General features: G+C 70.7%; 12 protein-coding genes, 1 tRNA gene and 1 pseudogene. 9 read left to right on the top strand and 5 right to left on the bottom strand.

What is annotated here, in order from left to right:
* Positions 1-28: 28 nt before the first annotated feature.
* Genes ITJ56_RS13520 through ITJ56_RS13505 form a run of 4 tightly spaced genes read right to left on the bottom strand, consistent with a single transcriptional unit; the run spans position 29 to position 4,613 of the window.
* Positions 29-724: a response regulator transcription factor gene (locus ITJ56_RS13520; RefSeq protein ID WP_017888045.1), complete on the bottom strand. Its 696-nt coding sequence runs from the start codon at positions 722-724 to the stop codon at positions 29-31.
* Between the two features lie 51 nt (positions 725-775).
* Entirely contained in the window at positions 776-2,473 is a 1,698-nt protein-coding gene (locus ITJ56_RS13515; protein WP_194631135.1) for a DNA repair helicase XPB, read from the bottom strand.
* A 48-nt stretch (positions 2,474-2,521) separates the two neighbouring features.
* The gene (locus tag ITJ56_RS13510) at positions 2,522-4,285 is read right to left on the bottom strand and encodes a helicase-associated domain-containing protein (RefSeq protein ID WP_194631134.1); all 1,764 of its coding nucleotides are present in this window, start codon (positions 4,283-4,285) and stop codon (positions 2,522-2,524) included.
* A gap of 28 nt (positions 4,286-4,313) precedes the next feature.
* On the bottom strand, positions 4,314-4,613 hold the full coding sequence (locus ITJ56_RS13505) for a hypothetical protein (RefSeq protein ID WP_194631133.1): 300 nt from the start codon (positions 4,611-4,613) through the stop codon (positions 4,314-4,316).
* 55 nt (positions 4,614-4,668) lie between these two features.
* On the opposite strand from ITJ56_RS13505, the gene ITJ56_RS13500 reads away from it, so the two are divergent.
* Together ITJ56_RS13500 and ITJ56_RS13495 are read left to right on the top strand one after the other, a co-directional pair.
* The gene (locus tag ITJ56_RS13500) at positions 4,669-5,046 is read left to right on the top strand and encodes a cold-shock protein (RefSeq protein WP_017888041.1); all 378 of its coding nucleotides are present in this window, start codon (positions 4,669-4,671) and stop codon (positions 5,044-5,046) included.
* 2 nt (positions 5,047-5,048) lie between these two features.
* Entirely contained in the window at positions 5,049-5,888 is an 840-nt protein-coding gene (locus tag ITJ56_RS13495; RefSeq protein WP_194631132.1) for a DUF3027 domain-containing protein, read from the top strand.
* A gap of 82 nt (positions 5,889-5,970) precedes the next feature.
* On the opposite strand, the gene serC is transcribed toward ITJ56_RS13495, so the two are convergent.
* Positions 5,971-7,086 carry a phosphoserine transaminase gene (gene serC, locus ITJ56_RS13490; protein WP_194631131.1) on the bottom strand — a complete coding sequence of 372 codons (1,116 nt, stop codon included), beginning with the start codon at positions 7,084-7,086 and terminating at the stop codon, positions 5,971-5,973.
* Between the two features lie 141 nt (positions 7,087-7,227).
* On the opposite strand from serC, the gene ITJ56_RS13485 reads away from it, so the two are divergent.
* The 7 genes and pseudogenes from ITJ56_RS13485 to ITJ56_RS13455 all read left to right on the top strand — a co-directional run.
* Entirely contained in the window at positions 7,228-7,923 is a 696-nt protein-coding gene (locus ITJ56_RS13485) for a metal-dependent transcriptional regulator (protein ID WP_194631130.1), read from the top strand.
* A 178-nt stretch (positions 7,924-8,101) separates the two neighbouring features.
* On the top strand, positions 8,102-9,136 hold the full coding sequence (locus ITJ56_RS18990; protein ID WP_194631129.1) for a C40 family peptidase: 1,035 nt from the start codon (positions 8,102-8,104) through the stop codon (positions 9,134-9,136).
* A gap of 354 nt (positions 9,137-9,490) precedes the next feature.
* Positions 9,491-9,985, top strand: coding sequence for an HNH endonuclease (locus ITJ56_RS13475; protein ID WP_194631128.1), 495 nt, complete (start codon positions 9,491-9,493; stop codon positions 9,983-9,985).
* A 61-nt stretch (positions 9,986-10,046) separates the two neighbouring features.
* Positions 10,047-11,213, top strand: coding sequence for an MFS transporter (locus tag ITJ56_RS13470; RefSeq protein WP_194631127.1), 1,167 nt, complete (start codon positions 10,047-10,049; stop codon positions 11,211-11,213).
* An 86-nt stretch (positions 11,214-11,299) separates the two neighbouring features.
* Positions 11,300-12,403 (top strand): epoxide hydrolase family protein, encoded by a 1,104-nt coding sequence (locus tag ITJ56_RS13465; protein ID WP_194631126.1) that lies wholly within the window; start codon positions 11,300-11,302, stop codon positions 12,401-12,403.
* Between the two features lie 13 nt (positions 12,404-12,416).
* Positions 12,417-12,491, top strand: a tRNA-Arg gene (locus ITJ56_RS13460).
* Between the two features lie 254 nt (positions 12,492-12,745).
* A pseudogene (locus ITJ56_RS13455) lies at positions 12,746-12,931 on the top strand (DDE-type integrase/transposase/recombinase); the annotation flags it as partial.
* Positions 12,932-13,020: the final 89 nt, after the last annotated feature.

Below are 13,020 nucleotides of genomic sequence, written 5' to 3'. Positions count from 1 at the left end.
AGTCGGCCCCTGACGGGACCGCGAGACCCTACGAGGCCTTGGACGCCTTCAGCATGTAGCCGAAGCCGCGCTTGGTCTGGATGATCGGCTCGGCCGAGTACTGGTCGAGCTTGCGGCGCAGGTACGAGATGTAGGACTCGACGATGCCAGCGTCGCCGTTGAAGTCGTACTCCCACACGTGGTCGAGGATCTGCGCCTTCGACAGCACGCGGTTGGGGTTGAGCATGAGGTAGCGGAGCAGCTTGAACTCGGTGGGGGAGAGCTCGATCTGCGCGTCGCCGATCGTGACCTCGTGCGTGTCCTGGTCCATGGTCAGCTCGCCGGCGCGGATGATCGCGTCCTCTTCGTCGTTCATGGTGCGACGGAGGATGGCCTTGATGCGGGCGACGATCTCGTCGAGCGAGAAGGGCTTCGTCACGTAGTCGTCACCACCGACGGTGAGGCCGGTGATCTTGTCCTCGGTGTCGTCCTTCGCGGTGAGGAACAGGATCGGCGATGTGTAGCCCGACGACCGCAGGCGCTTGGTGACGCCGAAGCCGTTCATGTCGGGGAGCATGACGTCGAGGATGATGAGGTCCGGCTCCTCTTCCAGCACGGCGGAGATCGCCTGCGCTCCGTTGCCCACCGCACGCACGGCGAAGCCGGCGAAGCGCAACGAGGTCGTCAGGAGGTCGCGGATGTTCGGCTCGTCGTCGACGATCAGGATCTTGGGGCCATCGCTCATGGTCCTATCTTCTGATCGTTCCCTCGGGGTTTCCTGGGAGCGGTGCGTGCGTCAACCCACGGGAGTCTGGACCTGGTCGGCGTCCAGGATCGTGTAGGAGTACCCCTGCTCGGCGAGGAACCGCTGCCGGTTCTGCGCGAAGTCCTGGTCGACGGTGTCCCGTGCGACGAGCGTGTAGAACGACGCGGGCAGACCGTCCTTGTTCGGGCGGAGCAGTCGGCCGAGTCGCTGCGCCTCTTCCTGCCGTGAGCCGAACGACCCGGAGACCTGGATCGCGACGGTTGCGTCGGGCAGGTCGATCGAGAAGTTCGCGACCTTCGAGACCACGAGCACGTCGACCTCGCCGGACCGGAACGCGTCGTACAGCCGTTCGCGCTCGTCGACCGGGGTCGCACCGGTGATCTCGGCGGCGTCGAGCGACGCGGCCAGCTCGTCGAGTTGGTCGATGTACTGGCCGATGACCAGGATCTGCTCACCGCGGTGCTTCTCGATGAGCTCCCGCACGACCGGGGTCTTCGCGGGCGAGGTCGCCGCCAGCCGGTAGCGCTCGTCGTCGCTCGACGCGGCGTACTCCAGGCGGTCCTGGTGCGGGAGGTCGATGCGGACCTCGTAGCAGGAGGCCGGCGAGATGTAGCCCTGCGCCTCGATCTCCTTCCACGGGGCGTCGTACCGCTTCGGTCCGATGAGCGAGAAGACGTCGCCCTCGCGTCCGTCCTCGCGCACGAGCGTCGCCGTGAGCCCCAGGCGCCGACGGGCCTGCAGGTCCGCGGTCAGCTTGAACACGGGCGCCGGCAGCAGGTGGACCTCGTCGTAGACGATGAGCCCCCAGTCGAGGGCGTCGAGCAGCGACAGGTGCGTGTACTCGCCCTTCCGGCGGGCGGTGAGGATCTGGTACGTGGCGATCGTGACCGGACGGATCTCCTTGACGCTCCCGGAGTACTCGCCGATGTCCTCAGCGGTGAGCGTCGTACGCTTGAGCAGCTCGGTGCGCCACTGCCGCGCCGAGACGGTGTTCGTCACCAGGATGAGCGTGGTCGCCTTGACGGTCGCCATCGCCCCGGCACCGACCAGGGTCTTGCCGGCGCCACAGGGCAGTACGACGACGCCGGAGCCCTGGGCGAAGAACGTGTCGACCGCCTGCTCCTGGTACGGCCGCATGTGCCACTCCGTGGTGTCGAGGTCGATCGGGTGCGGCTGCCCCGGGGTGTAGCCCGCCAGGTCCTCCGCCGGCCAGCCGAGCTTCACGAGCTCCTGCTTGATCTGCCCGCGCGCCCACGGCTGCAGCTCGACCTCGGACGGGGTTCGCATGTCCCCGAGCAGCGGCTTGATGCGCTTCGACCGGATGACCTCTGCCAGCACCGACGGGTCCTCGGCGGTGAGCAGCAGGAGCGGCAACCGCTCGAGCTCCTCGGCCGGGGAGTTCGCGATGACGGGGGCGTCCGGGCGTTCCTCGCGACGGATCACGAGTCGCCCGTAGCGCGAGACGGTGTCGCGGATGTCGACCGTGACGCTCTGCGGCACGGGGAACTTCGCGAAGCGTTCGAGGGTGTCGATCATCGCCTCGGCGTCGTGCCCGGCGGCGCGCGCGTTCCACAGGCCGAGGCGGGTGATCCGGTAGGTGTGCACGTGCTCGGGAGCGCGTTCGAGCTCGGCGAAGGCCGCGAGCTCGTGGCGTGCGTCCTCGGCGTCGGGGTGTGCGACCTCGAGGAGCACGGTGCGGTCGCTCTGCACGATCAGCGGTCCGTTCATGACCTGCCAGCCTAGCCGTCAGTTCCTGCGTTCGGGTGACCCTGCCGCTCAGGCGTCGCTCTCGACCGACACGACGAGCGACAGCGGCAGGGTGCGTTCGACGTCCACGCTGGTGTCGCGCCCGCGGACGCGCCCGGCGGCGACCGACGTCGGGACGATCGAGAACGGTCGCTCGGAGCCGTCCGGCATCCGCACGGTCACCCGGATCGGGGTGCGTCCGCGGACGGCGAGGTCGATCTGCCGACCGAGCCACTCCTGCTCCGGCTCCGCATCGCCGCGCTGCGTCGTCAGGCGGAGCCGCTCCACGAGTGCGTGCGCCGCCTGCTCCGGTGAGCGTCCGGTGTGGCTTCGCCTGCCGGGAGGCGCGTGGTGCGCCTCGGGGCGGGCTGCGGTCGTCAGGACGGCCGCGTAGCGCTGGTCCTCGAGCGCGGTGTGCACGACGTGCGGCGGGTAGCGAGTGATGAGCGTGGTCAGGTCGGGGCGGTCCCACGACAGCTGCCGCAGTTCGGCGTCCACTCCGATCAGGTCGAGCTGGTCCGGGGTGCCCCGGACCTCGGACCCGACGCCGCCAGCACCCCGGTCGACGACGATGCTGCCGTCGCGCCCGGCGACCTGGTCGACGAGGTACGCCAGCGGCTGGGGGATCCCGGTGGCCGACAGCCGTCCGAGCAGGGCCAGCAGGTCGTCGCGCGAGAGCCCGGTCCGGAACGCTGCCCGCAGGGTGTCCTCCGAGATGCGGTAGCGGGCCGCGAGCCCCGGCGCCTCGAGCACGGCGACCGTGCGCAGGGCGTCGTCGTCGACCGGTGCGAGCGGCCCGGGGGCGATCACGGTCAGGTCGTGCTGCAGGTAGACCCGGTCCACGGTGCCGGGCAGGTCGTCGGCGGCGGGGCCGGCGTCCCCGTCGAGGAGCGCCCGGCCGGTGCTCGTGACGATGCCGTCGACCGTCAGGCCGAGCGAGGCCGCGGTTCCGGCGACGTCGAGCAGCACGGCGTCGAGCCAGCGGGATCCCGCCGGGTAGGCCCACCGGCCGAGGGACACGAGGTCCCGCAGGTCGCCGTCGGCCAGGGCGAGGACCTCGTGTGCGGCGGAGGGGAGCGTGTGCGACCACGCCGCGACCAGCGAGACCCAGCGGTCCGGCCAGCTCGCGACGAGCCACGTGTGCCCGGCGTCCGTCACGGTCCACCGGCCGGTGTCCGGGTCGGCGAACCCGATCCCGTCGAGCAGCGCCAGGCGGCCGGACACGAGGTCGGCGTCCGTACCGATGCGCTCGGCGAGGGTGCGGGCCAGCGGGGAGCCGATCCCGCCCTTCACGAGTTCGCGGACCGCGCCGGCGTCGACGGCACGAAGCAGTTCGGCGAGCACGGTCATGGTGGCGAAGGCCTGCTCCGCGCCGGTGGTGCGCGCGCGGTCCTGAGCAGCCGCGTCGTCGGCGGGAGCAGCGGGGCGGACCTGCTCCGGGCCTCCCGAGAGGTCGAGGGTGGCGAGGTCGGGGTGGGCGGCCACGCGTGCGGCGACCGCGTCGTCGACGGCGCCGTCCTCGTCGGCGAGACCGAGCTCGACCGCGGGGCCGAGCGCGTCGACTGCACCGCCGTCCCGCAGGGCGAGGATCGTGGCGCGGGGCAGGTGCTCGACGGCGGCGTCCACCGCGTCGTCGGTGCGGAGGGCCTCTGCGAGGTCGAAGAAGTCGGTGATGCGCTGCGGGCCGGTCTCGGCGAGCGCAGCGGTGGGGAGTCGCCTCGCCGCGACGAGGCGCGTGAGCGCATCATCCGGCATCGCCCGGAGTCGGGCGGCGAGGTCGGCGGTGGTCGTCATCGTCCGGTGCCAGCGTCCGGGGCGGACGTCAGCGCGCCGTCCGGTTCGCTCGTGCACGGCGCGTCCACGTGATGCCGAGGAGCGTGAAGACCAGCACCATGCCGATCGGGAACCCGACGAGGGGGATCGCCATGATGACCGGCCAGGGCATCGAGCCCTGGGCGCTCGGGGCGGTGAGCCACATGACGATCATCGCCGCCATGCAGAGGAACGCGGCGATGAAGATCCCACCGACCATGAACGCCAGAGCGCGTTCGGTACGATTGATCGTCACCGGGGGTTCTGCGGAATCCTGCGGGTTCCCGGTGGATGGGGTCGGATTGGCCATCGACCCAGGATATCCGACGCACCACGGCCGTACCACGACCTCGAGGAGTCCACGCATGCCCACCGGCAAGGTCAAGTTCTACGACGACGACAAGGGCTTCGGCTTCATCACCGGAGACGACGGTGACCAGGTGTTCCTGCACGCGTCCTCGCTGCCCGACGGCGTCGTGACCGTCAAGGCCGGAACGCGGCTCGAGTACGGCGTCGTCCAGGGGAAGAAGGGGTCGCAGGCGCTGTCCGTCCGGCTCCTCGAGCCCCAGCCGTCGCTGTCCCGGATGACCCGTCGCTCCGCGGACGACATGGCCGTGATCGTCGAGGACCTGGTGAAGGAACTCGACCGGATCAGCGGAGACCTCCGCCACGGCCGCTACCCGAAGAACGGCGATCGCATCGCCGCCATCCTGCGGCACGTCGCAGACCAGTTGGAGGCGTGACCATGACCGAGTCCGAGACAGCAGGGGCCGAAGCCCGTTCCGACGCAGCGTCCGTCGACGCGGTGTCGACTGACGCGGCGCCCGTTGACGCGGCGCCCATCGACTTCACCGACCTGGCGCGCGAGGCGTTGCTCGAGGTCACCCCCGAGTCGACCGTCGGGGCACCCGTCGGCACCGTGGACGAGGGCGACGGCGTCGTCTCCGTCCTGTTCGCCAACCACCTGCCCGGGTACCCGGGCTGGCGTTGGACCGTCAGCGTCGCGAAGATCGGCGATGACGAGGCCACCGTGCTCGAGGTGGAGCTGATGCCCGGCGACGGGTCGCTCGTCGCGCCCGAGTGGGTGCCGTGGTCCGAGCGGCTGGCCGAGTACCGGGCGGCGCAGGAGCACGATTCGGAGGTGGCGTCCGAGGGCGCCGATGACTCCGACGACTCCGACGACGAGGACGGCGACGACTTCGACGACGAGTCCGATGACGACGAGTCGGACGATGACGACGACTACGACGACTCGGACGACGACGACGACTCGGACGACGACGACGACTCGGACGACGACGACGACGACGAGTCGGACGACGACGAGTCGGACGACGACGATGACTTCGACACCGACGAGGACGACCTCGACGAGTCGGACGATGACGACATCGACGGCGTGGACGTCGACGCGTTCGCCGATGACGACACCAGCGACGACGGCGACGACACCGAAGCGGACCAGCAGCCCGCTCGCACCGGCCGTCGCCGGGCGCAGCGCGTGCGGCCGGTGGACCCGGACCGTGACCTCGACGTCGACCAGCTCGACGCCGGCGAGGTCGATCCGGACTTCCACCGCTCCTGACACGTCGGACCGACGAACGGGCACAGCACCACGGGATCCCGTGGTGCTGTGCCCGTTCTCGTCCTGGGGCTGGACCGCCCGGTCAGCGCAGGGCGTCGACCGTGAAGGCGATCGCGCGCACGAGCTTCGCGACATCGTCGGGGTCGATCGCCGTGAAGGTCGCGACGCGCAGCTGGTTGCGTCCGAGCTTCCGGTACGGCTCCGTGTCGACGATGCCGTTCGCGCGCAGGGTCGCGGCGACGGCCTTCGCGTCGATCGAGTCGTCGAGGTCGATCGTGGCGACGACCTGTGACCGAGCGGCGGGGTCGGTGACGAACGGGGTCGCGAAGTCGACGGACTCGGCCCAGTCGTAGATGGTCGAGGACGAGGTCTTCGTGCGGAGGTCTGCCCACTGCAGCCCGCCGGACTCGTTCATCCAGCGCACCTGCTCGTCGAGGAGCAGCAGGGTCGAGATCGCCGGGGTGTTCAGCGTCTGGTTCAGCCGCGAGTTGTCGACGGCGTTCTTGAGCGACAGGAACTCCGGGATGTACCGGCCGGAGGCGGCGATCCGCTCGATCCGCTCGATCGCGGCCGGGGAGAGCAGCGCGAGCCAGAGGCCGCCGTCCGAAGCGAAGTTCTTCTGTGGTGCGAAGTAGTAGACGTCGGTCGCGCTGACGTCGAACAGTGCACCACCGGCGGCGCTGGTCGCGTCCACGACCGTGAGCGCACCGGGGTCGCCGACCGCGCGGACGACGGGTGCCATGACACCCGTCGAGGTCTCGTTGTGGGGGTAGGCGTAGACGTCGACGCCCTCGACCGGCTCGAGCGCGGCGAGCGAACCGCCCGGCGCCTCGACCACGTGCGGCGCCTCGAGCCACGGGGCCGCAGCGGCCTTCGCGAACTTCGACCCGAACTCGCCGAACGACAGGTTCTCGGCGCGGTGCTCGATGAGCCCGAACGCGGCGGCGTCCCAGAACGCGGTCGAACCGCCGTTGCCGAGGACGACCTCGTACCCCTCGGGGATGCGGAACAGGTCGGCGAGGCCTGAGCGGACGCTGCCGACCAGGTCCTTCACGGGCTTCTGGCGGTGCGACGTGCCGAGGATCGTGGCGCCGCGTGTCACGAGGGACTCGAGCTGTGCGCCGCGGATCTTCGACGGGCCGCAGCCGAAGCGACCGTCGGTGGGGAGGAGTTCGGCCGGGATGACGATGTCTGCCATGCGCCGATCCTACCGACGGCGATCGCACCGTCCCGGGCCGCGCGCGATGACCCGTTCTCGCGGGTGCCGGGCGCCGGGCGGTGTTCGTCGGTCCGAACAAGTAGTGTGGTGGCCGCTGGGCCCAGACATGAGAGGCGGACCGTGACCGATCTCGTCGACACCACGGAGATGTACCTGCGCACCATCCTCGACTTGGAGGAAGAGGCGATCGTGCCGTTGCGCGCGCGCATCTCCGAGCGCCTCGGCCACTCGGGCCCGACGGTCTCCCAGACCATCGCCCGGATGGAGCGCGACGGTCTGGTCGTCGTCTCCGGTGACCGGCACCTGGAGCTCACCGACGAGGGCCGTTCGCGCGCCACCCACGTCATGCGGAAGCACCGTCTGGCCGAGCGCCTGCTCGCCGACGTCATCGGACTCGACTGGGCGTTCGTCCACGACGAGGCCTGCCGCTGGGAACACGTCATGAGCGAGCAGGTGGAGGTCCGTCTGCTCGAGATGCTCGGCAACCCCACCGAGTCGCCGTACGGCAACCCGATCCCCGGCCTCGCCGAGATCGGTGGCCCCACCGCGGCAGGGTTCCTCGACGGAGTGCAGAACATCGTCGCCGCGACCGAGGGCACCGATGCCGTCGCGACCGGGGTCATCCGCCGCCTCGGTGAGCCCGTGCAGTTCGAGCCCGAACTCCTCCACCAGCTGCGGACGGCCGGCGTCATGCCCGGCCGTGTGGCGAGCGTGCAGCGCGCCGGGGCGTACGTCGCGGTCCGCGTCGAGGGTGAAGACGCCGGGATCGAGCTCCCGTCGGAGGTCGCTCAGCACGTGTACATCGAGCGGGCCTGACCGTTCCTGGTCCTCCCTGAGAGTCTTTACCGATTCGTTACCAAGGGCGCGTTTGATCTCGACACGGTAACGACGGCTCCCTAAACTCGACGAGTCCCCGCGCTGCCCCTGAGCCGGAGACCCGTGGCAGGACGTCTCGAACCCGTCTCCTGCCTCGATCGGAAACGATGACGAACGGATGGGGTTGCACACTGCCGGACACCCACGGCAGCGTGATGACGAGACGCCGGAGACCCACCTCTTGACGCAGACCGGTACCGCCGCGGACGACCAGACGCCCGCGAACCCGACGAACACCGCGAACGCCACCGACGCCCCGCTCACCCGGCGGGCTGCCCGCGACGCCGAAGGACGCCAGACCCGCAAGGTCGTCCCGGTCCGCTCCGCCCCGCTCCCCGGCGGCCGCCGTGCCGCACAGGCCGCCGTCGCCGCGAGTGCCGCCAAGGCGAGCTCGAGGTCGCGCAAGCGCAGGTTCCTCGCGCCGGTCGTCCTCACCGTCGCCGCCGGCATGTTCGGCACCGTCGCGGTGGCCCCGGCCTTCGCCGCGACGACCGCGAGCACCGCCACCGACGCAGCGAACGCGCAGCGCCAGGTCCGCACGACGGAGAGCCAGGAGCTGTCGGTGTCGGACGCCGTCGCGCTGGCGGACACGAGCCGCGACGGCTACGGCGCGACCTCGACCGCCACCCTCGACGCCGAGGAGGCCGCGAAGCAGGCGGCGGACGACCAAGCCGCCGAGGCGGAGGCAGCCGAGGAGCAGGCATCCGAGACGGAGGCCGCCCGTGCCGCGACCGCGGAGCAGTACGCGTCCTACACCGGGCCGTCGGCGTCCGAGTACGCGGCCAGCGCCACCGCCGCCGACACCCCGTTCTCACTGCCGGCCGTCGTCGCGACCGCCGAGCAGTACATCGGCACCCCGTACGTGTTCGGCGGCGCCGACCCGTCGGGCTTCGACTGCTCCGGCTTCATCATGTTCGTGTACGCCCAGTACGGCATCAACCTGGCGCACTCGGTGCCACTGCAGGACCAGGCGGGCACCACGATCCCCGAGTCCGAGGCGCAGCCCGGTGACGTCGTGATCTTCAACAACGAGGCGCACGACGGCTTCTACATGGGCAACGGCATGATCATGGACGCCCCGAAGCCCGGTGGCTCCGTGCAGATCCGCCCGATCTGGACCAGCGACTACCACATCGTCCGGTTCGGCATCTGACGGCCACTGGCCCTGACGGCGTGTGAACTTCACCCGAACCGGCCCGCGCACTCTCGTGCCGGGCCGGTTTCTGGGTTAACCTGACGGAGCACCGGCCCGCACCGGCGCGAACAGGAGACCCTCATGTCGACGTTCCGCACGACCCGCACCATGGGTCGGCGCGCGCGTGTCGACATATGGTCGAGCACAGCCTGCGTGCACGAGCACGCCCCTGCATGACGAGAGCACTACCCATCCGGGTGGTGCTCTTCGTGGTTCCAGGGGTGTGAGCAGGTCGTGGTCACCGGTTCGTCGTCGTCGGTCCGACGCACCCGCAGCGCCTGGAAGCCGTCCAGGCACGTCGGAAGGGAACCCATGCGCACTCTCGTCCTCAACGCCGGTTACGAGCCCCTCGCGGTGATCTCGTTCCGCCGAGCCCTCGTGCTGGTCATGAACCAGAAGGCGGCGATCGTCGCTGCCGACGTCGACCACCCGGTCACCGGATCGACCTCGAGCTACGACCGCCCGTCGGTCATCATCCTCACCCGCTACGTCCGCATCCCGCACTCCAGGCTCGTGCCGGTGTCGCGCCGCGGAGTCCTCAGGCGCGACGGCAACCGCTGCGCCTACTGCGGTCGGCACGCCACGACGATCGACCACGTGCAGCCGAGGTCCCGCGGGGGCCAGGACTCGTGGGAGAACCTGGTGGCCTGCTGCTTGGCCTGCAACAACACCAAGGGGGACCGCACCCCGCAGGAGATGGGCTGGCGCCTCCGGTTCCCGCCGAAGGTGCCGCACGGGTCCTCGTGGGTCGTGCGCGGCATCGAGCGGCCCCAGGCGGAGTGGGACGAGTACCTGGTGGCCGCGTAGCACCTGCGCCGCGCACTGGCGGTCGCTGGCCTTCGCCGTCGGCGTCCGCCAGGGTTGCTGTGTGACGTCACAGCGAACGCCCCCACGGCTCGGTCCCCTCTACGCCGCGGGGTTCGTCACCGCGTTCGGCGCGAACGGCATCGCTGCCGCGGTCGGCGGTGAGCACCTCGCGCTCGGGCTGAGCCTCGCGTGGCTCGGGGTGTTCCTCGCGCTCTACGACGTCGCGGAGCTGATCCTGAAGCCCGTCTTCGGTGCCCTGTCCGACCGGATCGGCCCACGACCGGTGATCGTCGGCGGGCTGGTCGTGTTCGCGGCGGCGTCGCTCATCGGTGTGTTCGGCACCGGGCCGTTCTGGCTCGGGTTGGCCCGCCTGCTGCAGGGAGCGGGTGCCTCGGCATTCTCCCCGGCGTCCTCGGCCGCGGTGGCCCGACTCGTCCCCGCGCACCGTCGTGGCACCTACTTCGGACGGTACGGCTCGTGGAAGGGACTCGGGTACGCCGGCGGTCCGGTCATCGGTGCCGTCGTCGTCCACCTCGGGGGCACGCGGTGGCTGTTCGTGGTGCTGGTCGCGATGGCGCTCGTCACCGCGGTCGCCGTCCTGGTCCGGGTCGAGCGCATCACACCGCTGCCCCGGCAGCGGGCGACGTTCGCGGTGATGCTCCGTGCGGCGACCGATCGGCAGTTCCTCGTGCCCGTCGTCGTGCTCGCCGTCGGCAGCGCCGCGATCGGTGCGCTCACCGGCATGCTGCCGGCGCTCGGCAACGAGGCCGGGATCCCCCTGCTGCTGTCCACGCTGGCCGTCGCGGTGCTCGCCGTGACGTCCTCGCTCGTGCAGCCCGTGGCGGGGCGTCTCCACGACGAGGGGAAGCTCGGCACCGCAGCGGCGGGTGTCGCCGGGACGGGTGCGGTCGCGGCGGCGTTCGTGCTGCTCGCCGTCGTACCGTCCGTCGCCGTCCTGTTCATCGCCGCGCTCCTGGCGGGTGCTGGAGTGGCCGTCCTCACACCGGTCGCGTTCGCACACCTCGCCGGCACGACACCGCCGGAGCGGCTGGGGCGGACCATGGGATCGGCGGAGCTGGGTCGCGAGACGGGTGACGCGATCGGCCCGCTGGTCGTCGGGGGCATCGGGAGCGCGATCGCCCTGCCGTTCGGGTTCGCAGCGTTCGCGGTCGTCGCCCTGCTCGGTACCGCTGCGGCAGCACGGCTGCCGCAGCGGAGTGCCCGGTGAGCGCCACCTGACGGACGGGAGGCCCGTGAACGGCACGCCACGGGCCTCCCGTCCGTCTGTCGGTGGCGCTGGCTAGCGTCACCGACATGGGCGAGACACCGCACCTCGACGACGCGACCATCGACGACCTGCGCGCGCGGTTGCGCGCGACGCGCTGGCCGGACGCGCCAGCCGGAGTCGGGTGGTCGCTCGGTGTCGACCTCGACGTCCTGCGTCCGCTCGTCGAGTACTGGGCCGACGGGTTCGACTTCGACGCGCACCGAGCTGAACTGGCCGCGCTGCCCTCGCGTCGTGTCGTCGTGGCCGGCATCGGCATCCACGTGCTGCACGCCCACGCTGCGCAGCCGGATGCCCTGCCGGTCCTGCTCGCGCACGGGTGGCCGGACTCCGGGTGGCGGTACCGCAAGGTCCTGCCGATGCTCGTCGCCGCCGGGTACGACGTCATCGTGCCGGACATGCCCGGGTACGGCTTCTCGGACGCTCCGCCGCAGGTGCTCGACGCCCGGCAGGTGGCCGGCCTGTGGGCGACGTTGATGACGGAGCTCGGGTACGAGCGGTTCGCGGTTTCCGGCGGGGACATCGGCACGCACGTGGCCCGGTACCTCGCGCTCGACCACCCCGACCGCGTCGTCGCCGTGCACCGGATCGACGGCGGGCTCGCCTGGCCGGGGCTCGACCCTTCGACGCTGTCCGCGGCCGAGCGGGAGTTCGTCGCCGCGACCGACCGGTGGCGCACGGCCGAGGGCGCCTACGCGATGCTGCACCGGACGAAGCCGCAGACCGCCGCCGTCGGGCTGAACGACTCACCCGCGGGGCTGGCCGCCTGGATCGTCGAGAAGCTCCGGGCGTGGAGCGACTGTGACGGGGACCTGTGGTCGGTCTACACGCGCGACGAGGTCCTCGCGCTGCTCACCGAGTACTGGGCCACCGCCACGATCGGTTCGGCGATGCGGATGTACCACGCGAACGCGGCGATCCCGGCGGAGCAGCTGGAACGACGGGTCGAGGTGCCCTCCGGGTTCTCGATCTTCCCAGGCGACCTCGTGCGGGCACCTCGGGAGTGGCTCGAGCGCACCACGAACCTCGTGCACCACCACGAACTCGACCGCGGTGGGCACTTCGCGCCGTTCGAGCAGCCCGACCTGTTCGTCGACGAGCTGCACGCGTGCCTCGGGCCCTTCCGCCGCTAGAGTGGACGGGCCAGCCTCTGTAGCTCAATGGAAGAGCAGTTCCGTCCTAAGGAAACGGTTGGGGGTTCGAGTCCCTCCAGGGGCACCAGCAGGTCGGAAGGGTTCGTGTCGAGCCACAAGGCTTGTTGTCAGTGATTCACGTGTCCTGTCAGCAGACTGTGTGACGGTTTGCGCCTGAAGCGGTGGTCGGTTGCCTCGCTGAGGGGCCGCACGAACAGCCTGCTCTTGCTTCTCGGGGAAGCGGACGAGGTCGACTCCCCGACGTGCGAGCGGGTGCAGTCGCTGGGTCGGTGCTGCTCAGTGACGAGCCAGTGGGGATGAACACCATCACCGTGGCGTTCCACGGAATGGACTGCTGCCGAGGGCAAGCTCTACCTGTGCGCCGTCACGGACGCGTTCTCCCGACGGATCGTGGGCTGCTCCATCGACTCTCGGATGCGTTCCTCGCTCGCCGTCGCGGCACTGCAGATGGCGGTCTCCAGACGGAACCCATCAGGAACGGTGGTCCACTCGGACCGAGGCAGCCAGGCCGTATTCAACCGGTCGTCGCAACACCTGATTCCGGAGGTGTTCGATGCGGGTTCGAGATCGTCAGCGACAAGTCCAGGCGTATCGGG

It is taken from the genome of Curtobacterium sp. VKM Ac-1376 (assembly GCF_015351025.1).
In the GTDB taxonomy this organism is placed as follows: domain Bacteria; phylum Actinomycetota; class Actinomycetes; order Actinomycetales; family Microbacteriaceae; genus Curtobacterium.
The sequence above is the reverse complement of the archived record's forward strand: the minus strand, read 5'-3'. Positions and strand labels throughout refer to the sequence as shown.

What these genes read in the sequence shown, in the direction of transcription:
- ITJ56_RS13510 (WP_194631134.1), bottom strand. Translation starts at nt 4,285, where the DNA reads ATGACGACCACCGCCGACCTCGCCGCCCGACTCCGGGCGATGCCGGAT.
- ITJ56_RS13465 (WP_194631126.1), top strand. Translation starts at nt 11,300, where the DNA reads ATGGGCGAGACACCGCACCTCGACGACGCGACCATCGACGACCTGCGC.
- serC (WP_194631131.1), bottom strand. Translation starts at nt 7,086, where the DNA reads ATGGCAGACATCGTCATCCCGGCCGAACTCCTCCCCACCGACGGTCGC.
- ITJ56_RS18990 (WP_194631129.1), top strand. Translation starts at nt 8,102, where the DNA reads ATGGGGTTGCACACTGCCGGACACCCACGGCAGCGTGATGACGAGACG.
- ITJ56_RS13515 (WP_194631135.1), bottom strand. Translation starts at nt 2,473, where the DNA reads ATGAACGGACCGCTGATCGTGCAGAGCGACCGCACCGTGCTCCTCGAG.
- ITJ56_RS13520 (WP_017888045.1), bottom strand. Translation starts at nt 724, where the DNA reads ATGAGCGATGGCCCCAAGATCCTGATCGTCGACGACGAGCCGAACATC.
- ITJ56_RS13505 (WP_194631133.1), bottom strand. Translation starts at nt 4,613, where the DNA reads ATGGCCAATCCGACCCCATCCACCGGGAACCCGCAGGATTCCGCAGAA.
- ITJ56_RS13500 (WP_017888041.1), top strand. Translation starts at nt 4,669, where the DNA reads ATGCCCACCGGCAAGGTCAAGTTCTACGACGACGACAAGGGCTTCGGC.
- ITJ56_RS13475 (WP_194631128.1), top strand. Translation starts at nt 9,491, where the DNA reads ATGCGCACTCTCGTCCTCAACGCCGGTTACGAGCCCCTCGCGGTGATC.
- ITJ56_RS13495 (WP_194631132.1), top strand. Translation starts at nt 5,049, where the DNA reads ATGACCGAGTCCGAGACAGCAGGGGCCGAAGCCCGTTCCGACGCAGCG.